This window comes from Cohnella silvisoli, from assembly GCF_021190915.1.
GTDB classification, from domain to species: Bacteria; Bacillota; Bacilli; order Paenibacillales; family Paenibacillaceae; genus Cohnella; species Cohnella silvisoli.
In genome coordinates this window covers 161,832-183,181 of record NZ_JAIOAP010000013.1, presented here as the reverse complement: position 1 = coordinate 183,181, position 21,350 = coordinate 161,832, and the positions used below count along the sequence as shown (strand labels likewise).

General features: G+C 50.7%; 14 protein-coding genes. 2 read left to right on the top strand and 12 right to left on the bottom strand.

Going from position 1 to position 21,350, the window contains the following annotated elements; genetic code table 11:
• Window positions 1-119: 119 nt before the first annotated feature.
• Window positions 120-806: a response regulator transcription factor gene (locus K7P76_RS22805; protein ID WP_232187624.1), complete on the top strand. Its 687-nt coding sequence runs from the start codon at window positions 120-122 to the stop codon at window positions 804-806.
• The gene (locus K7P76_RS22800; RefSeq protein ID WP_232187623.1) at window positions 803-2,143 is read left to right on the top strand and encodes a sensor histidine kinase; all 1,341 of its coding nucleotides are present in this window, start codon (window positions 803-805) and stop codon (window positions 2,141-2,143) included. The genes K7P76_RS22805 and K7P76_RS22800 overlap by 4 nt, the downstream gene beginning before the upstream one ends.
• A gap of 856 nt (window positions 2,144-2,999) precedes the next feature.
• On the opposite strand, the gene K7P76_RS22795 is transcribed toward K7P76_RS22800, so the two are convergent.
• From K7P76_RS22795 to K7P76_RS22735, 12 genes are all read right to left on the bottom strand, one after another.
• Window positions 3,000-3,194, bottom strand: a complete 195-nt coding sequence (locus K7P76_RS22795) for a Fic family protein (RefSeq protein WP_232187622.1) — start codon at window positions 3,192-3,194, stop codon at window positions 3,000-3,002.
• Between the two features lie 108 nt (window positions 3,195-3,302).
• Window positions 3,303-9,566 (bottom strand): S-layer homology domain-containing protein, encoded by a 6,264-nt coding sequence (locus K7P76_RS33510; RefSeq protein ID WP_232187621.1) that lies wholly within the window; start codon window positions 9,564-9,566, stop codon window positions 3,303-3,305.
• 125 nt (window positions 9,567-9,691) lie between these two features.
• Window positions 9,692-10,789 (bottom strand): response regulator, encoded by a 1,098-nt coding sequence (locus K7P76_RS22785; RefSeq protein WP_232187620.1) that lies wholly within the window; start codon window positions 10,787-10,789, stop codon window positions 9,692-9,694.
• 17 nt (window positions 10,790-10,806) lie between these two features.
• A complete protein-coding gene (locus K7P76_RS22780) occupies window positions 10,807-13,914 on the bottom strand; it encodes an ATP-binding protein (RefSeq protein WP_232187619.1) in 3,108 nt (1,035 codons plus the stop codon).
• 782 nt (window positions 13,915-14,696) lie between these two features.
• Window positions 14,697-14,786 (bottom strand): N-6 DNA methylase, encoded by a 90-nt coding sequence (locus tag K7P76_RS22770; RefSeq protein ID WP_232187657.1) that lies wholly within the window; start codon window positions 14,784-14,786, stop codon window positions 14,697-14,699.
• Entirely contained in the window at window positions 14,752-15,207 is a 456-nt protein-coding gene (locus tag K7P76_RS22765; RefSeq protein ID WP_232187618.1) for a hypothetical protein, read from the bottom strand. The genes K7P76_RS22770 and K7P76_RS22765 overlap by 35 nt, the downstream gene beginning before the upstream one ends.
• Before the next feature lie 541 nt (window positions 15,208-15,748).
• Entirely contained in the window at window positions 15,749-15,940 is a 192-nt protein-coding gene (locus K7P76_RS33710) for a hypothetical protein (protein WP_373692462.1), read from the bottom strand.
• Complete coding sequence (locus tag K7P76_RS22755; RefSeq protein WP_232187617.1) at window positions 15,933-16,109, bottom strand: hypothetical protein; 177 nt, start codon at window positions 16,107-16,109, stop codon at window positions 15,933-15,935. The genes K7P76_RS33710 and K7P76_RS22755 overlap by 8 nt, the downstream gene beginning before the upstream one ends.
• Before the next feature lie 284 nt (window positions 16,110-16,393).
• Window positions 16,394-17,896, bottom strand: coding sequence for a 23S rRNA (uracil(1939)-C(5))-methyltransferase RlmD (gene rlmD / locus K7P76_RS22750; protein ID WP_232187616.1), 1,503 nt, complete (start codon window positions 17,894-17,896; stop codon window positions 16,394-16,396).
• Window positions 17,893-18,840: a diacylglycerol kinase gene (locus tag K7P76_RS22745; protein WP_232187615.1), complete on the bottom strand. Its 948-nt coding sequence runs from the start codon at window positions 18,838-18,840 to the stop codon at window positions 17,893-17,895. The genes rlmD and K7P76_RS22745 overlap by 4 nt, the downstream gene beginning before the upstream one ends.
• Window positions 18,841-18,877: 37 nt before the next feature.
• Entirely contained in the window at window positions 18,878-19,654 is a 777-nt protein-coding gene (locus K7P76_RS22740; protein WP_232187614.1) for a sirohydrochlorin chelatase, read from the bottom strand.
• 179 nt (window positions 19,655-19,833) lie between these two features.
• Window positions 19,834-21,339 (bottom strand): ABC transporter substrate-binding protein, encoded by a 1,506-nt coding sequence (locus K7P76_RS22735; protein ID WP_232187613.1) that lies wholly within the window; start codon window positions 21,337-21,339, stop codon window positions 19,834-19,836.
• Window positions 21,340-21,350 lie beyond the last annotated feature (11 nt).

Genomic DNA, 21,350 nt, shown 5'->3' with positions numbered 1-21,350 from the left:
TACCAATTGAATATCCAAAACCTGTGGAGACGGCATCCTTTTTCGATGGAAATGATCTTGAATGGAGGGAATCACGTTATAATGAGAATAATTTCGATGGAATGAAAGAAGAGATGGTGATGGAACATACTTTGCTGCTCGTCGACGACGAGCCCAAAATGTTGGAGATCATGGCGCCGTATTTAAGACAGGAGGGTTACCGAGTTGTGACCGCGACGACCGGTAAACAGGCATTGATAGTCGCTCAGGCGGAAAATCCGCTCCTTGTCGTATTGGACTGGATGCTTCCGGAGATGAGCGGGCTTGACGTTTGCCGGGAACTGCGGAAGACAGGCTCCTACGGTATCATCATGTTGACGGCTAAAACAGAAGAGTCTGACAAGATCATCGGGCTCGAGCTCGGAGCGGACGACTATATGACGAAACCGTTCAGCTTGCGGGAATTATCGGCTAGAATCCGTTCCGTCTCAAGACGCTTGCAAGGACATTCCGATGACAAACAAAAGATGCAAAGAGGGGATTTATCGATCTCCGAACCCACCTGCCAAGTATGGAAGAACGAGGAGGAAATCAAATTAACTCCAGTTGAATTAAAAATCCTGCTTGCTTTATCGAAGAAACCGGGAATTGTTTTCAGCCGACTGCAGCTTCTGAAGGCCGCAGTGGATGAGGAATTTTTCATCGACGAACGAACCGTGGATTCCCATATCAGCAATCTTCGCAAAAAAATCGAGGACAACCCAAGCGCCCCCCGATATATTCAAACCGTTTACGGGTTCGGCTATCGTTTCGGTGACCGCCTATGAGCGTACGAGGAAAAATGTTTATCGCGATGACGGTTATGATCATTTTGATCAGCTCGACGTTCATTCAACTGTCACTGGAATTTCTGGCGAACCGTTTCGAGAAATATTCGGCAGACAAAATAGCGAGTTGGTTTGAATCCTATTACGAAAACAATGAAAACTCATGGGACGGGATCGATCTTGCGAACATTCCCGATGGCGTCGATACAATCGGTCAGAATCATGGGGGGATCGCGCTTCTTTCACCGGACGGTCGTTTGTTGTTTCATAAAGGGCGGATCGAAGCTGACACCGTGCTTAAGAGCAAATACAAAAAAAAGATGATAACGGGCGGATCGCTCGCCGGTATCCTATATGTCGATCGTTGGGAATCGTCGGAGACGCTTCAGTTGAAGTCTTATCTCTTGCGCTGGATGGCAATCGGTTCAACAGTCGCGGCCATTTTTTCCGGAATCGTAGCCTTTCTCATTGGCTATTGGTTGGTTCGAATATTTACGCGGCCATTGCAACGCCTCATTCCGGCCGTCGAGAAAGTCGCGGGCAGCGACTTTCAATTTCAACTTCCGGTCACCACGAAGGATGAGTTCGGCAAGCTCACAAAAGCGTTCAATCAGATGACGCAGCGATTGCTGCATGCTGAGGAGGTACGCAAACGTCTGGTAGCCGATGTGGCTCACGAGTTAAGAACGCCGCTGACTATTATTCAGAGCAGACTGGAGTATATTCAGGAAGGAGGTCAACAGGTCCCGCCGGAAACGTTGCTGCCCTTGCAGGATGAGGTCATGCGCTTGTCCAAGCTTGTTGACGATCTCCATCAGCTTACTCTGGCTGAGGCGGGTAAATTACCGCTTGCGAAGCAACACATCGACCTAACCGAACTGCTTCAGAGAATGATCGAGATTTTAAAACCGGAGGCTGATGAACGACAGATCGGCGTCTCGATCGAATCTCATGCGAAGCGTGCGGTCGCACATCTCGATCCACATCGGATGATGCAGGTTTTCTATAATGTATTGAGCAATGCGATACGGTACACGATGCCCGGCGGAAGCGTCGCAATCCGCATTGCGGTCGACCATCGCGAGAATGGGGCTGCCTTTGCCGCCATATCCATCGCGGATACGGGAGTCGGTATCCCGGAAGAACAACTCACCTTTGTGTTCAACCGCTTTCATCGGGTCGAAGAAGCACGTTCCCGGCATGCGGGAGGCATGGGGCTTGGACTTGCGATTGCCAAGGAGTTCGTCGAAGCCCATCAAGGATCTATTACGGTGAAGAGTGAGGTCGATAAAGGAACGGAATTCACTATATTTCTACCCCTTTGTACGGAGGATTGAGCGGGAAATAGATAAACTAATCAGCATCAATAAGCTACATGCAGATGACCAACAACTCTCCTGAATGTGGCTTTCCTTATGACTATGGTTTGAAAGTTCCCATTATCCGATATAATGTGTTGACACTACGCACTCCACATATGTTGTGCTCGGAATAGGAACACAATTCACCCCTTTCGATTATCCGTGAGCCGAAAAAGAAGGGTATTCTTCAAAACCATTTCCTGGTTGAAGAATACCCTTCTATTTCCCTTTCATAGTAAGCCTCCCCATATAGACCCTGCTTCGATTGTGCGAATTTATGCGACAAATGCAGTGGTTTCTTCACCGGAAACGATAACACAAGCCACTTAACATTTGCTTAACCGCTTGTGGGAACAGGAAAAGCAATCTGCATTTCAATGCGATTTGAGTACAGGGAAGCTGCCCGTCGCATCTCGTTTCAATATTCTTTTATGCCCCCGAGTTGCTACCTAAAGATAGAGTAAAAAAACAAGGGTTACCCTCGAGCAGTTGGTTTGAACTGCATCTGGGTAACCCCGTTCAATATTCTACTTGTTCTTTTGCTCCAGCAATCGCAGCGCCATATGTTTCATGTCGATTTAATAAACCGACAAAGCATTCATTACCGTCAATTGTGTTGAAGATCTACAATCTGGGCGAATAAGGATAATTTCTTCATTTATTTTGACGTGCAAAACCATAATGGCACTCCGTCCGATAGCTCCAACAATCGCATCTTGAGGAATGTAAAAGAGCAGCGGGATCCGCTCTTCTGCTCTTTATTGTCGGAATATATCCCCTGTAAAAATATGAAGACAGTGCTCTTCAATTCGTCCGTTCAATCAGTATCGTTTCATGATGTCCATTCCACTTCATTTCGTACGCAAATATTTTTCGACCCGATTGATCCCCGGCCGTTGCCATCCTGGAAAGGATGGATGCTCTCGAATTCATGATGAAGATCTACAATGTCCTCTAGTGATATACTTGGCCGCCTAATATTTGAATAAGAATTTAAGCAAGTTACGTATTCTGTATAAATTTTCATTTTATCCGAATTCATATTAACGCAGGGGTCATCTTTACCATGAGAAAAAGCCCTTGCTCATTCCAGAAACGGAACGACCAAGGGCGCATATCATGTTTCGATATGTTCTTACAGTTCTGTGTACATGCGATAGATGAGTGCTGCTGCTTCCTGCTTCGTGGTTATCTTCTTTGGCTTGAAGGTTCCGTCCGTGTAACCTTTCATCATTCCGATTTGTTGGGTGAACGCAACGCTGTCTTTCGCCCAATTGGCAACGGATTTGATGTCGGTAAATGTACCATTCGCCTCACTATTTTGCCCAGTACTTGTAATATGGCGGTATTGCTTGAGTGCCCGTGTCAAGATGGTTGCGATTTCCTCCCGTGTTACAGTCTTCTGTGGCGCAAACGCGGTGTTGGATACGCCGTAGATCAATCCGGCCTGATAAGCCGCTGCAATATCCTCGGCAAACGGTGTCGTCTTCGTCACATCCTTGAACGGATGGCTTGATCCTTCCACGCTAAGCCCCAATGCTTTGACCAGCCAAGAAGACAGCTCTCCACGCGTGACACCCTGCTCGGGATAGAAGCGGTCGGCAGATTGAATGATTCCTTTGGCCAGCAAATAATGAACCTGCTGCTCACTCCAGTTGGCCTTCGAGACATCTGCGAAATTGCCGCCAGAAAGCATCACGGTATATTTGCTGAAATGACTCCGCTGCACATTCATCTTGCCGCTGGCAGCATCATAGATGCCCCCTGTCGCTTCCCACTTGCCCGTCTTCTCATTCAGGACAAATACGGTAAGCAAATCTTGCTGATCGGCGGACAGCTTGTCGATCACAGTCGGGTCAAGCGGGATCGACATCGTCACCGGCTTGTCAAATCGAGTTACAGGCTTTCCGCCAACTTCAGCCTGAAACTCCAGTACAGGTACGCCTTTCAATGCGGAGGCAGTTGTCGGTATCGTGCCGTTCACCTGCGTAAGCGGCGCAATATCAAGCAATAGATTCCCTGCTAGGTTCTGACTGCTGATGAAATCAGGGCTGAACGTAATGCCCGCAAGCTTATGCTGAATCGTCAAGTCATTCATGCTATTCTGTTGTGCGATACGCAGCAGATCGTACGGAATTTCTGCTCCGATTCGAACTTGCGCATCCACCTCCTCGAACGAGATGGTCAGATGCTTCTTCACTGCATTGTCAGGCAGTGTGCCTAGTGTTGCAAACAACGTTTGTTTGATCGCGTCGGCAGCTTGCTTGACAGCCGCAATACGCTCGCTAAGCGATACTGTATCAAGCACGACGGAAGCGGTGCTGCCCTCGAGCTTCAGCTTATCCTGACTTACAGTAAAAGTACCGTTCTTGTTCACGGCAGCCTGTCCTAGCGTTACCATCGCATCACGAACATCGTTGGCGGAAGCTTCGCCTTTGGCTGCCCCCTTCCATAACGCACCGGCTTCTTCAATCAGCTTCTTGGCCATTTCCACAGCCACGGCGCCGTCCTTTGCCGCCATAACCGCTGAGGCCGCATTGGTACGCACAACATCCGCTACGGCCTGAAGCACCTTTTTGTAGTCGGCGCCATCCAACCTGGAGCCAGAAAGCGAAGGGACCATCTTCAAAAATGCGCCGATCTGATCCGCCGCTGCCACGGCTTGTTCCGGATTGGAGATGCTGGAGGCAATCGCCTTCAGATCTTGTGCGATTAGCTGCACCGAGGCTGCGATCTCGGCAGACGAAGCAGAAGATTGGAGCAGTTGATCCAGCTTGCCAAGCTTCTCCTTCAAGTCGCGTGAAGCTTGATCGAATTGGGAACCGGATGGTTCCGTTCCCGATCCTCCAGTTCCCAGGCCAGTTCCCGGGTCTGTTCCTGGGCCCGTCCCTGGACCCGTTCCCGGGTCGGTTCCTGGGTCAGTTCCTGGGTCCGTTCCCGGGTCGGTTGTGGAAGCGATCTCGACCTTGACCTCGTTGGAAGCCGGACTGTCTCCTCCCGCGTTGACCGCCTTCACAGTGAAGTAATAGGTCGTTCCTCCCGTCAGGCCGGCAGCCGTATAGCTATGGACGGATCCGTTAACGTTAGCTGTCTCAGTGCCATAAACACCCGACTCCGTGCTCTTATATACTTTGTAGCCTGTCGCTCCCTCTACAGCGTCCCAGCTCAACACGGCCTTTGCATCGCCAACGGTCGCCTTCAATACTGGCGCTGCAGGAGGCGCGATGTCCTGTACCGTAACCTTCGACGGCGTGCTTGTAGCTTGCGCCGTGGTCGCTCCGTTCTTGTTCGTGACCACCGCGTAATAATATAAGATCCCTTCGTCATTCGTAGGGGGCTCATAAGCTGCAAGAATCGCCCCGTCGATCGGCGTCCCGTCCTCCGTGCTGTCGGTTGGGCTGCTGTACCATTGATAGCTCAGCTCGCCGCCGTCGCTTACAGCCGCAGGCACATGCAGTGCAACGCTGCGACCAAGGCCGGTCAGCAACTCCGCCGGCTCCGCGGCAACCGGCGCCGAGGACTCGGCAGCCGTCACAGTTATCGTCTGGCTGTCGACTGCCCCTGCAACATTCTCCCAGAGCCGCCCGTTCCATCTCTGCTTCTGATAGACAGCCGTAATCGTATAGCTGCCGGCAGCATCCGGAATGTAGACGGCTTGATAGCGGTCACCGAAGTTCTCGAACGGCACTTGCTGATCCGGTGCATCGGACAAGCTCCAACGGATCGGAACATACCGCTCATCGCCCGTCACGACGCCTTGCTCGAATTGCCTGTCGCCGCTTGCCGTCATAACGACTGCAGCGCCCGGCATCACTGCAACAGCGTTCGCACTGATCTTATTATTCGCGGTTTGTGCAGGGATGGGCCGCTCGTCATACACCATGACGCTTACCTTATAGTTTTCAAAACTGCTTTTGTTGTCGACATAGGCAACGTATAACTTGCCATCGGAGACGACAGTGGATATTTCATTCGCAATACTGTCTGTGAAGCCCGCGCTTCCGAGCTGCGTCCACCCGCTGCCGTTGAATTGCAGGGCCGTCGCTTTATTGCCGTTCTCCTTATCAATATAAGTCAAGAATAGTTGATCGTCGGATGCCGACAGCTTAGGTGTATCCGCTTCTCCTTTAGATAAGTCTTTCCCTACCTCGATCCACTTGTCTCCATCAAACTTTTTGACATTGACCTTGTATACTCCCGTTTCCCCAGATTTGTCCAAGTAAGCAACATACAGTTCCCCCTTGAAGGACACGAGACTTGGCGCAAACCCTAGCCCTGCCGAGAGGGGGTCGCCTACGACTTCCCATTCCCAAGTTAAGGGATTCCATGTTTGGACAAGGATCTTGTTATTGACGTTAATATGACCCTCGACGTAGGCGACATAGAATTTCCCGTCAACCACCTGTAGGGAAGGAAGGGCTGCAGGAGCATATTTCTCAACAGAAGGAATGAGATTTTCTCCATAGGGATGAACTCCCAATGTAGTTAACCCGAAGCTTGCATTCCCAAAAATGTAATACATATTTCCCTTGTCGTCAGTATCAAACGTAGGGTCAAAAATAGACTTATTTACGCTAATCCCGGATAGTCGGGTATTCCATTTCCCTTCGGAGAAGAATGCGGAGTTCAGCCTCCCCTGCAATTGGTATTCTGCATTATAATCCGCATAGATCATATACGGAATGCCGTTAACGACCTTCAGCCTCGTATAGCCGACAGGCCCTGGAGTGAAGTATAGATCGCCGAGTTGCGTCCACTGCGTACCGTCGTACTTCACTGCGGAAGCCTTTCGATTGACGGTTTCCTGATACCCCAGATAAATATTGCCTTCGTGAATATCCATCGAGATATCTCTCTTTGAACCAGCCATCGTCGGGTTAGCATCGCCAACGACATACCAGTCTTTCTTCGCTTCAATCACAGTCAGCATAACGGTTTGCTTATCGGTCTCGCCGACGGCATCTTCCCATGCTCCGCCGTTCCACTTCTGCTTCTGGAACGTTGCGGTGACGGTATATTCACCTGCCTTGGTCGGTCTATAGTCGGATGTATAGACGGTGCCATTCTGTTGGAATGCGCCATTCCGGCCCTTCTCCGTCGAACTCCATGCGATCGGCACATACCGCTCGTCCCCGACAGCGGCTCCCGCCTCCGCCTGACGGTCTCCATAGGCTGACAGCGTCACCGCCGTACCCGCACGAACAGTCGCCGAGTTCGCGCTCACGCTATTATTGGAAGAATCGGCCGTCTGAGCCGACAGGCCGGCCGGCATCTGAGCCTCTGCCCCAGGAATCACCATAACCTTCGCAACACGGCTGGCAGCCTTCGAGAATAATCCACTGGCTTCGTGCGTATTCGTGATTACAGCGTAATAATAGGTCGTGCCCGTATCATTCATCGAAGCCTGATAGGTGGATGCTTCCGCTCCCGTTATGGCTGTAGACCCAGCTAGATCGGAAGCCGAGCTGCCGTACCATTGATAACTGAGCTTCCCTCCATCGCTTGCCTCTGCATATACGCTCAGCGTAACGCTGCCTCCCGCACTGACACGCGCATCGGTCGGCTGGCCTATAACTACCGGCACAGCCGCCCTAACCGCAATCGTCATCGACTGCTCGCTTGTCTCTCCTTCCACATCGCGCCATGCGCTGCCGTCCCACGCCTGCTTCTGGAACGTTGCCGTTACCGTATGGTTACCCGGCTTCAGCGGTGTAAAATTGGATTTGTATCCATTCTCCGTCTTGGTAAACTCGCTGCTTTGCCCTAATTCCGGAGAGTTCCATTCCGTGGGCACGTACCGCTCGTCTCCAACATGCTCCCAATTCTCCGCTTGCCGGTCTCCCCATCCCGTTAACGTCACCGAATCGCCTAGATTGACGGTGGCCGAGTTGGCTGAAATGACGTTTGCGTCAGCATTGGTTTCAATTGGTTTTAGAGACAGTGTCCTAGTTTTAAATGCTATGCCGTTCGTTTTTAATCCATTGCTCAAGAACAATTGGTCGTTAACAGGCAAGACCTTTAGCGTGTTTATATTTCCCAGACTCCAGAGTTCATCTTGATATGGAGCGTATATTAGATTCCACGAATTTCCTGTGTAACTAAATAGCGCCGGGGAATAGGCATTAGTTGGTGTGGAATAGGATATAGCAAGATAAGTCACACCTTTATACAGGGCAAGGGACGTTTGGCGCACCGCAAAGGGATAAAACCCCTTCTTCTCTCCCACCGGTTCCCATGAGGCTCCGTTGTACTTCATAACCACGCCTTTTCTGCTGAGTATGCTGTCTGCATAAGCTACGTAAGGGATACCGCCAGCTACATCCATGGATAAGGCTGTCACCTCTCCTTCGGAGAAGCCCGGATTGCCAAGAGACGCCCACTGATCTCCGTTCCATGTCATGACCGTCGCCTTCTTCTGATTGGCCAGGTCCTTGTAGGAGAGATACAACGTACCGTTGTCCACCTTCAGCGTCGGTTCTTCTATCGTTCCAGCCGACAAGCCGGCGCTGCCGACCGTCTCCCAATCCTTCCCATTGTACGTCTTCACTGTCGCTTTAGAGCCATTGGCTAAATCAATGTACACCACATATAGTTTGTTGTTCACCTTGTCCATAACAAGTTTTAAGTTTCGGACTTCTCCGTCCGAGAATCCTCTCGTCCCCAGATCAGCCCACCCCGAGTCGTCTCCAACCCGTACAGTCGCCTTATTGTTTTTATCCTGAATAGCCATATAGATAGTGTCTTTGTTCACGGCAATCGATGGGTTGTACCCCCATTGATCACCACTATTATTTGGTATATTTATATTTTCCCATGTTTTCTTAAGTTGATTAAAAGAAGACATTCTGACTTCGAACGACGGTAAATAATTAACAAGAGCAGCTACATAAGCAGTACCGTTATCCGAATCCATCGAGAAGCTTCCGTCAAGAAAAGCTGTGTTGCTGGCAGCTATGTCTTCCCATTGTTCCACGTTAGGTCGCAACGTCTTCGTATCGATATCGCCTGGAACATCCTTCCACTCGCTGCCGTTCCATCGTTGTTTTTGAAATTTCGTAACGATCTCGTAATTTCCATTCGCTTGGTAAATTTTCTTCTTCTTATTATAAACATAGGGAGCGAGCGGCACATACCTCTCATCTCCGATGGCAACGCCGGGCTCCCCCTGTCGGTCTCCGATCGCCGTCGCCGTGATTCCCCTATTCCTCAGGTTCCATGAATTGAGGCTTACCTTATTGTTGTCCTTATTCGCCTGGATCGGATTCACGACAGCCTGTGCGACGACCGCTGCCGGATCCCCGGACGCGAAGACGGGCGCCGCGCTCATTCCATTTCCCCACAGCATACTGAAGAGCGCCAGCCCTGTACCGATTTTTTTCATTCGTTGCCCACTACGCACATCTTCCCCTCCTATTACGATATCATGATAAGCGTTGATATCCGATATTGTAATAAGAGCTGCTGACAAATCGCTGACAAAATACGAGCTTCCTGATGATTTATGTCGAATGTTTTCTATTTTGCCTATCTCATCGCATGATAATAAGCTGAAGCTGCCGGATCCAGATTCGTATCGTATACCTCAACGCATAACCGTTCCAACCGTTCCGCCCAACGACGCATTTCGCCCAAGCCGCCTGCGGCGTAAGCGCTCTGCAGCAGGAGCAACTGCGCCTCCTTGATCGGCTGTCTATCCAGCAGCTTCATGCACCACTCGATCGACGATCCGAATCGTTCTTCCTTATAGCAGCTTTCCACAAGCCGCTTCAGCACGTCCTCATATTTCTGCGACAGGCTGACCTGCGCAAATTGCGACCAAGGCCAATCCTGGTTCCCCATATAGTCTCCTCGGTATAACCAAGCCGCCTTCTCCAGCGCTGTACGATCCGAATTCGCAAGCAGCGCCTTGTATTGCTGCTCGAATTCCCCGGCGTCCCAATGCACGCGGCCAAGCGTCAGCGAATAGCAATCGTCGGCATAAGCAAGGCGCAAAACATCCGGACTGATCGCTCCCAGATTTTTGCGCAACGCATAGATCGCGGTCTGCAAGTTGACAAGCGCTTTCTTCGGGTCCTGATTCGGCCACAACAGCTCGCATATCTCATATTTGTGCTTCTTCTGCCCGTTGCAATGCAGCAGATAAGCGAGCAGTTCCTTCGCTTTGGAGCGGCTCCATTTCACGGGTTGAGCGTCCAGCAGCACTGCAAAGTCGCCCAGCGTTTGAATGCTCACGTTCTCCCCGCCGGCTCGTTGTTCCTGTCCCTGCTGATGCTTCTCGGTCAGCCGCTCCACCGTTTTCGCAAATCTCGTTGGGTGAATCGGTTTGAGAACGTAATCGATCGCGTTCACCTCGAAAGCTTGCGTGGCATAATGATTGAAAGCCGTAATGAACACGATCTGGACATGCGGCATCCGCTCGAGCAGCCGTTCGGCCAGCTCAAGCCCGTTCACGCCCGGCATTTCGATATCCAGGAATGCGCAATCCGGATTGTGCTCTTCTACAGACTCAAGCGCATCCAACGGGTTCGTAAAAGCGCCCGACAGTTCAATGCCGTTCTCGATCAGCAACTCTTTCAATTCTTCCAATGTTTCGTATTCATCATCCACGATTACTGCTTTCAATCGCTTCTGCCCCCATCCTAGTCGGTCGGAATCGTGATGCTCACTTTGGTGCCTGCGCCAGGTCTGCTCTCGATCTGCAGTCCCGTTCCGTAAATTGCCTGCACACGCTTATTAATGTTCGTCAGACCGACGCCCCGGTCCGTCCCGCCGCGCAACAGCTCTTCCAGCCGATTCTCTTCGATACCCGCGCCGTCGTCTTCTACGATAAGCCGCACACAGTCCTGCTCCTGCCTGACGCTCAGCCGAACGGTTCCGCCCTCCACTCTTCCCATCAAGCCATGCCGGACGGCATTTTCGACAAGCGGCTGGATCATCAGCATCGGAACGGCAATGTCGATATCCGGATCGATGTCATAGATGACCGTAAGCCTCTCTTTGAACCGTTCCTTCTCGATTGTCAAATAAGCTTCTACCGTCCGCAGCTCCTCGGCTAACGAAATCAGTCCGTCCTGGTTGTCGAATGAGAAGCAGCCCCGCAAATAATCCGACAAATAAAGCAACAGCTCCTTCGACCGCCCAGGCTCCCGGGTGCTCAAGGACGAAATGACGCTTAGCGCGTTATAGAGAAAGTGAGGCTTGATTTGCGCCTGTAAAAAGGATAGCTCCGCGGTCACGAGCGCGCCCACGGACGTTCGGAGCTGAAGCAGCGTATGTACCCGGGCGATCAGTTCTTCCGATTCGAACGGCTTGGCGATATAATCGTTCGCCCCGGCCTCCAATCCTGCCCGAATTTCTTCCTTCCTGGTCTTGGCCGTTAACAGCAGCACAGGAAGCTCAATCATGGAGAAATGCTCGCGAATGCCTCTGAGCACCTGCAACCCCGTCATGCCAGGCATCATGATATCGAGAATAACCAGATCGTACTTGCGACGGCTGTCGATCCGATCCATGGCATGCCGACCATCCCTTACCGTCTCAATGGCTGCATCCTCGTCCGTCAACAAATTAAGCAACGCCTTCATGCTTGCTGCATCATCCTCGGCGATCAAGATGGAATAACGCCCGTTCCTCTTGCCATTTCCCTCTATCTGACGGTTCAATGCCTCTTCCGCTGTTGCGACAACCTCCGCTTCGCCCTCCCTCGGCCGATCGGCAGGGAGCGATCTGCTCATGACGTTGCTTGCCGGTAAAGTAAAGCTGAAGCGCGAGCCCTTATCCGGAACGGATGATACGGCGATCGTTCCGCCATGAAGCTCGACCAACTGCTTTGCGATGGGCAGCCCAAGCCCGGTCCCTTGAACCGATCTATGATCCCCGGAATCCACCTGATAGAACGATTGAAAGATGAACTGCAATTCTTCCGCAGCTATTCCTTTCCCCGTATCCGCAACCCATAGCTCCAGCATCGTCCCGTTCAGCCTGCCTCCAACTTCCACGCTGCCGCTCGTTGTGAATTTCAACGCATTGCCGAGCAGATTGTAGTAAACCTGCCGAAGCCGGTCCGGATCGGCCATTACAGCCGGAAGCGCCGCGGGTATCGAATTGATCAAACGGATCGACTGGGCATCGGCCTGAGGTTTCAGCACCTCCAAAACCGTTCCCGCCGTTCTTCTTACGTCTACGGAAACGAGATGAAGCGATATCGCTCCTGCCTTTAAGCTGGAAATAACGAGAATATCGTCGATCAGCTTGTTCAAACGCCGACCGGCCGTCACTGCGATTTGCAAATCCTCCCGGTGAGAGGGCTTCAACCGATCGCCAGATTGTTTCAGCACCGACTGAGTCAGATTGATCATACCGTTTAACGGTGTTCTTAGATCATGAGAGGTGTTCGCCAGAAATTCATCCTTCAGCTTGTCGAGCGACAACAGCCTGGCATTCATGTCCTCCATCGTACGGAAAGCGTTATTGTAGTGCCGCGACAGAATAAGCGACGTAATCAGCGTAAACATCGCGTACGACGCATTTCCAACATAGTTGTCGCTCTTCATGTTGTTCACATAAAGCATGCCGTCCGCAAAGGAGAGGATGACGCAAATAAAAGCGACGAGCAGATAGATAACGCCTTGCCTTTCCAGTCTGCCATAACGTCCGCGAAGAAGAGCCGCGAGCAAGAGCAGAACAATCCATACGTATAAGAGAAGGCCGAGCAGCAAAAACACGTTTTCCGCTCTGGTGACAACATCAAGGGGCAGCAGCAAATAAAAAACGGCGTACCCTCCCATAAAAACCAAGATCGTCAGCAGCATCCAACGAGGCAGCAAATGGCTCATAATTTCCCTCAGGAACATCAAAACCAGTACGATCGACGCATACATCATTGCATTTTGCAGCCTGAACAAGATATCAGCCGGCCAGTGCGGAAACAGCTGCAGCATCAGCTTTTCGCCGTACATCATTTCATACAGTCCGCCAGTCAGGCAGTATCCGCTGTAATAGAGAAAGCTTAAGTCCTCACGTCTTCCGATATAGACAAAGAGATAATACAGACCGCTGACGAACAGACAGGCCGCTACTAACGTGTTGATTATGGTCAAGCGGCTGGACATCGACATGATTTCGGAGGAGTGCCCCAAATATAGGCTCTGTACGATGCCTCCGGCCTTATAATCGAAATTCGCCACCTGAATCGTAATATCCAGCTCGTTTCTTTGGGGTGTGAATGCCGTCGCATAAGGCCTATTGGACATCGCGTAATCCGGTTTGGTCAGACCCGGGCGGCCGCTTCCCCCGACTTCCACCCCGTTCACGAATATCCGGTTCGACATGCGAATGCTGGTCATCTTCAACCCCAGCAGCTCGTCATGATCCTTGATTTTAACCCGAAGGCGATAGGTGGCGGCTCCATAGTTCGTCGTCTTATGAAGCGCAGCGTTTGTCCAAGCCGCAGGCACGCGCACGAATTCGCGACTTGACGGCGACAGTGCCCCGGATCGAAAATCATCGGGCATTAGAAGCTTGTTCCAGTAAAATTCCCACTCGCCATCCAGCTTCACGGCGCCGTCCCTGCCGAAGTCCCAGCCGGAGAGATCAAGATAGCCTTGCCTCGCAAGAGGTTGAAAGGATGTCGAATTACGAACGCTGATCGCCATAATGCACAGCATTGCTGCGACAAATAGAATCGGAACAGCGAGCTTGAACCATTTCATCGGTCTGATCGGTCTGACCAGCTTCTTTAGCTTCATCCATTTTCATCCTCGTACCGTCGATTTCTTGCTCATCCTTTCATTCTCGGCTAGTTCGGTTGATTTCGTCAATGATTGACACAAAACAAGCCGGATTCCTTAGCGTACGTTTTTCGCGTTTTTGTTGGCGGTTCTCTCCCCTTACTCTTCAGGCTTTATTATTCACCTGTCAACCGATTTCGGCGACGAGTCCGTCGTAGGCGGCGATGACACCCAGATCGCACTCAAGCTTATCGTGAGGCCGAACTTCCGAATGCGAGAAATGATAGGCGAAAAATAACGTTCGCTCATCTCCTCAACTGGCGATTCCACATCTTGTCACCGTATAGCCCCGTATCCGATGCGTATAACAGCTTGACTCTGCCATCGCTCACGATGTAGTTGACTGTCGGTGACGAGCAAGTGTTTGACCATGATCATGGACAGCCCTAGAGATTACCACTCTTTTACGAAAACGCCGAAATTCGTGTACTGAAGAATATTTTCTCAAGGGCTGTTGAAACAGGTATCGCCCATGTAAAGGAACCCAAAACCAGAGCTTCTAAACGCAAGGTGGCTCTACCCTCGACCATGTTACAGGAAATAAAGGATTACTACCTACACAAGCTTGACGAGCGTGAAAAAATCGGGGACATGTGGGAAGGCGGCCAATATAACTTCATGTTCTGCCACCCGAACGGCAAAGCATTCCATCAGGAAAGGCCATACTTGTGGTTCCGTGAACTTATCAAAAAGAACAAGTTAAGGTATATACGTTTCCATGAACTCCGCCACACTTCGGCTTATTCAGAGGCAGATACCAGAAAGCCCGCCGTACCGCAAGCCGGATCGCATATCTTATCGTTTGGCGTCAGCGCCAGCAGTTGGACCATCATATCGTGAATAAAGATCTCCTTGCATATCCAGGTCTTTAATATCACGTTCGTACAGTTCGTCGAGGCCAGTGATCATCTTCTGCAATACTTGCGGGGTTGGCACCAGAAACATAGCATCTTGCATATAACGCGAGAAGGCCGATATGTTTGCACCATTCATTTCCTTAATAAAAGGGAATACCTTTGTTCCAACAATATCAAAAATGATTCGCGAATCTTTCGTCTTGAATTTACCCCATCGCATGGACTGCCCTGCTTCGTCTTGAGGGAAAATCTTCGGTACAGCTTCACCGCTCAATGCCTCGAAGCTCTCGTTTTCCAGTTCCTTCTCATCAAGGGAACGAATAACATTAAGTATGTAAGCTGTTCTATAACGGTTAAGGGGTTGGTAATGCCGCCCACTCAGATATCCGACCATGTTTTTTCAACTTTATTACGCACATCTCCTGTTAGCATCCATCTTAATCCTATCTGTCTGTTCATCAAAACTGTGCCACTCTTTTTCCAATCCTGAAAATCATCATAAACCATCATTTTGACATCTGCATGTCAGCGAGTATGTTTGCACTTCCATTCTAATGAAAAGAAGAACAACCCTAACCTGCAGTTGTTCTGTTCAATTCAAATATCTTTTTTCAATCTGCTCGGCCCAGCTCGGAATGGAATCAGCGCGATGCAGAATCGAACCATCACTAATCTGAAGCACCCTAACACCTTTTACGCTGCTATTATCAATGACGATTAGATGGTCAATTAGGTGTAGATTTTAAGTAAATTCCGAATGGAAGTGTCATGTCTCCTGATAATATCCTCAGTAGGGATATGATGTCCGCCATTTCTAACCCTCGCTGCAACTCGTTCTATGTTTAAATGATAATCACCCAAACCAACATAAAACATGGTTATTTCAAATTCGCTAGCCTTCGCATCACGCATGAGACGAATGGCGTTACCTCCTGCTAATGTAGTTTCAATCGAAAAATCTCGTCTGTGACGAATGCAATCTCTAGCCAATCGGATAGCTTCCTTGCCCGCAGATACTCAATGTTTACGCTGATTCCCAGCCGATCTACAATTAGGTTTCGAATCGTACTTTTGCCGCTGCCATTATTACCGGCAAATACATACATGATCGGTGTCTGTTCATGCATGAGAGACATCCGAATCGGCAACGGGGACAATGTCGCCATTGTTGTATTCCTTTACAATTTGGCCTTCCGTCGTTTTGTATACAATGTATGTGTCGTTAGCTTTTGCATCCAGCTTAGCGCGATCTCCTGTTAGCTTAATCCATTTCTCTAGATCTTTGAATTTATCCATGGGCTTCACCTTCCCATCATCAGTAACGGTATTTGATTCAATTATAACACAGCAGAACAATTTGACATTACACACGGACCCGGGCAGTCTCTAAAAGAGAGCATCCGATAATGGACGCTCTCTTAAACATTCCGATTTTCAGTTAAAATCATCGGATGTATCTACCCATTTCAAATCCAAAACAATAGAAACCTCAATTTTATCGTTCAATACCTTATTCCTGTAGTCCTGCCCGGCAGTCGTAAACGACGCATACTTCGCAGAATATTGATAATTCAGGACTTCTATGTATCGACTCGACATATTCCTACCACGCACTCCACATGCCCCGTATGAGGAAACATATCCACAGGCTGAACCTCGACGGCTCTGTATCCCCCGTCCTCCAGCAGCTTCAAATCCCTTGCCAATGTAGAAGGATTACAAGATACATATACAATCCGCTCAGGTCGAAGCTCCAGCATCGTCGAGATGAGCGCCGGGTCGCAGCCTTTACGGGGAGGATCGACGACGATGACGTCGGGGGTGATCCCATCCGCTTGCCAGCGTGGCATCACGACTTCAGCAGCTCCGACGGCGAACTCTACATTGTGGATACCGTTGAGCAAGGCATTGCGCCGCGCATCCTCGACGGCTTCCGGAATGATCTCGACTCCATACACTCGTCGAGCATAGCGCGCTAGAAATAATGATATCGTACCAGCTCCGCAATAAGCGTCAACGACAATCTCTTCACCCGTCAAGCTCGCATACTCCACAGCCTTACTATACAATCTCTCCGTCTGCTCCGGATTAACCTGAAAGAACGACCGAGGTGATATCGCGAATTGGATCCCCGCAATATCGTCATAGATGACATCCTCGCCCCACAGAACACGCGTCTGCTCGCCGAATACGACAGGGGTCACGGCTGTATTCACATTCTGGCACACGCTTGCGACACCAGGTACCTTCTCGCGAATGAGTCCCACCAATTCCTGAACGTGAGGGATATTGGCACCATTCGTGACAAGCACGACCATTCGCTGGCCGGTCGTCCGCGCATGGCGAACAACGACATGGCGAAGCAGACCGTGACCGGTGGAGCGATTATAGGCTGAAATATCGAGCAGTCTAGCCGCTTCTTTCACCGCGCGAACCAGTACCTCGTTCTCTTCCTGTTGAATAAGGCAGGCGTCCATCTCCACGATGTCATTGCTTCCCTGTTCATAGAAGCCGCCGATCAATCCGCCATCTCCGAACCCGATTGGCACTTGCGCTTTATTCCGGTAGCGCCATGGGTCGTTCATGCCAATCACAGGATGTACGATGACACCCTCGCCCCCATCTTCCCCAGCAACTGCCAGCTTCCCGATCCGCACCAAGTTGTCCACCACGTGCTGTCTTTTCCAGCGAAGCTGCTCCGCATAATCCAAGTGCTGCAGCTGACAGCCGCCGCAGGTGTCATAGATCGGGCATGGCGCATCGCGGCGTCCCGAGCTCGTCACCAACAACTCGGTCATCCGGGCCTTCCCGAACGATTTGCCGATGCTGACGACTTCCGCCCGGACCTTCTCCTCGGGCAACGCACCACGAACAAAAAGGGTATAGCCCTCGACCCGGCCTACCCCTTCTCCTTCATGCGTCAATCCGACGATATCGCATACGACTTGCTGACCCACGGCAACGGGAACACCGGCAATCGCCAACGGCGTCCCGCCACCGCGCGATGATGCTCTCCCGTTCCCGCTAGATCCCTTATGACGATGCTGCCTGCCCCTGCTGTCTTTACCGCTCCGTCCGCTCATAGCTGCAATGCCCGCCCAGCGCCGTTTTTCCGATACGATGATTCACCAAGCTCATCCACGATAACGTTAAGATGCGCTGGCAGCAGATTAAAAGTACAAGGAAGCGTACCCCCGAACTCCCCGTCTACGTTCAACTGTACGCGATCATCCGATTCCACGACGACTCGATTAGTTTGAAAATGTATGAAGTGCGAGTCATGCAGCACGGGCTCACCCCGCATGACCATAGTCGCGATCCTTAAAAATTCCGCTAAGTTGCATTTGCGCAAAGCAAGCACATCGAACAAGCCGTCGCTCGTGCTCGCATTCGGCGCCAGACGGTCGAAGCCTCCCACGGAATTGCTGTTAGCGATTAGGAAAAGCATGAATTCCTCGTCGAACTCACCGATTCCTTCGGCTGAAATACGCATTTGGGTTGGACGAAGACGCGTGATCTTCTCCAATCCCTTCATATAATAGGCAAGCTGTCCGACCATCGTCTTCAGCTTGCTCGGCACTTCGTAAGTGAGCTCTGTCAGAGAACCGCCGCCGGAAATATTAATAAAATACCTATCGTTTGCTTGTCCTACATCTATGGGAGTTGTGTAGCGGCCGATCAGTAAATCGCATGCGTCCTCCCACTTGCGAGGAATCCCATGCGCCCGCGCGAAATCATTGGTCGTTCCGAGCGGCAAAATGCCCAACGACGGTCTGCGCTCATGTTCGGAGATCCCGTTAACGATTTCATTCAGCGTACCGTCTCCGCCGGCTGAAATAATCATATCAAAGCCGCGCTCCACCGCATCGGAAGCGGCTTTAATCGCATCGCCTTCATTTTCCGTCGCATGGCATGATGTTTCAATACCGCCCCGCTCAAGTCGCTGTAAAATAGCCGCAAGCTTACGTTTGACTTCCTCCCGGCCGGAAGTCGGATTATAGATTAACCGGGCTCGAATAATATCCAACCGGATCGGATCCCCTCTACATCTCTCGTTCAATCCATTAGCTTTCCATAGGATCTAGCCAATCTCGCGTTTGCCGTACAATCCAATCCGCGATACGCGGATGCGGCATTAACGCGCGTCCATCATATCGGCATGCTAATCCCTCTAACCGACGCGGAATAACTTCTTTGGTAAAATATCCTTCGCTCAGGAATAAGGCAATAACGATAATATCGTTGTGCGGATGACTCCTATGTAACCCTTGCCATCGCTCTTTCACCTGATTCGGCAGCAATAACGCCGTCGAACAAGCACCGAATCCGCCGAACCTCATTAATTGATCCGATATCGCCGCGAGGCCCTGTTCCCAAGCTTCCTGAAATCCCGCTTCTTGGCTCCCATGCCCGATGAGCAGGAAGCTTTCCTTGGCCGGCATCGTCGACATTTCCTTCAGGCGATCCAGAACGACACCGACCAGCTCCGGATCGTCATTCATCGGTTTGCCATAAGTTAGCTCGGCCGATATCCGATAGCACTCCAGATCTGTTTCCGTCCTTGGCGCGTCATAAGCACCGAGAGCCCAGCCGATCTCATCGACATGAGTGCTTCCGGAGGACACGAACAAAGGTAAGGCTAATAAATGCGTTACCCCGGACGCTTCCAATCGATCTATGCCGTCTTGGATCAATCGGCCCTCCACCAATTCAAGGAAAGCCGCTTCCACCTCGAGCGAAGCTCCCAATTGCGCGCGAGCTGCCTCAAGCGTCGCGTCGACGAGAGCCACCCATCCCGGTTCCCGCGAACCATGGCTAATGACTAACAAGCCCGGTTTCATGCAAGAGCTTCCGCCTTTCTTATCAAGCAATTAAGCCTTCACATTCATGCTATAGAATCGTAAAGCCAATGTCAACGCCAACCCTCCCCCCTTCGCCAACCCCATTCCACCGTAATATAGGAAAACCGCCAGACCATTGGCCTGACGGTTTTCCTCCTTCACTCTTTTACAGCCTTTCCTTACTTCTTCGAAGCAAGGAAAGCATTAAGCTGTTTCTGTTTCTCGGCAAGAACCTTATCAAGTCCGTTCGCTTTCTCTTTTTTCTGGAATTCAGCCGCTTTGGACGGATCGATCGCTCCCGTCTCTAACCCGGCTATATATTTGCTGCGAACGGTAACGAGGGAAGCCGTCTGCGACTTAACCGGTTGGGCGTTAAAAGTGAAGCCAAGCGCCGGCGATAATTTCGCGCCCCTGTTGAAATTCTTGAATTGATCCCATTTGTTCGAAGCTTCCGTATCCCATACGTAGTTCAGGAACTGGTTGCCGAACATCCAAGTTGCGCCCGGGTTGTAGTTAGCTGCGCTTGGACCTGCTTTGATGATCTCGCTGGACTTTTTCACATAGTGATCGCCTTCGATCCCGAAGTTGAGCAGGTTGTTCAGATACTTGTCGGAATGCAACAGATTGATGAACATCATAGCCCGAGCAGGATCTTTGGAAGTGGAGGAGATACCCAGCATCGAACCGGCTGTCTCGCCTGTCGATACGGTACGTTCCGTCATATTGATTTGTTTCAGCTTGCCTGCCATGCCGGCAGCGATTGCAACCTCGGCATCCTTGCCCGGCTTCAAGGAAGCCACGATCATGAACACGTTGCCTTTCTTCATCGCATCTTGGCCGGACAGTTGCGTCGTTGCAGCGTCTTTGTTCACGTAACCTTTCTTAAAGAAAGAGCGCGTAATATTCAGTTGGTCCATATACTTCTTATCGTCGAATCTCGTAATGACTTTCGTGCTTGTGCCGTCTTTACGGATGAGACCCTCGATTGTGGTATCGCCAAGGAAGTCATGTTGGATAAAATAGTGAGAGTTGAAGTTGTCGCCGTCACGGAGGAACAGCGGGGTCATGGCCGGCATCTTCGATTTGACGGTCGCCAGAATCGAGTCGAGATCGGCTACGGTTTTCACTGCATTCAGCTTAGCTGTCAACCCGAGCTTGTCGGCCACATCTTTACGGTAAATAATACCGCCTTGCGCCGCCAATTCTTTGTTCGTCGGAACGCCATAGTTATGGCCATTCACTTTAGCTCCTGCCAAGAATGCAGGATCGAGAGTTCTCTTGATGTCTTTGCCGTATTGATCCAACAAGTTGCCGTCAGGTCCGTTTGAATCATCCAGCGCCAGGAAAACCTGTTTAGCTACGTCGTTGGCATGGCCGTTCCATTGGGCCGTGAAGATAATGTCCATCGGCTCGCGGCTTGCTTTGAGCAGGTTCATTTTACTGTCCCATTGACCCCAGTCGATAGGCTGCAGATCGATCGTTGCATTGATTTTGTTTTTGAGATAATCGTTGATTTTGGCCTCTACTTCGGCTTCATCTTTCGCCGGAGAGCCCGGGTAATACAAGGAAAGCTTGTATTCCGGCAGCGTGGAAGATGCGGCTGCCGCCGAGAACGTGGACATAATCAAGCACATTCCCAAAATCAGAGCAAAGCTCTTTCCAATCTTACTGGTTCCCTTAAACATGCGGTATTGCC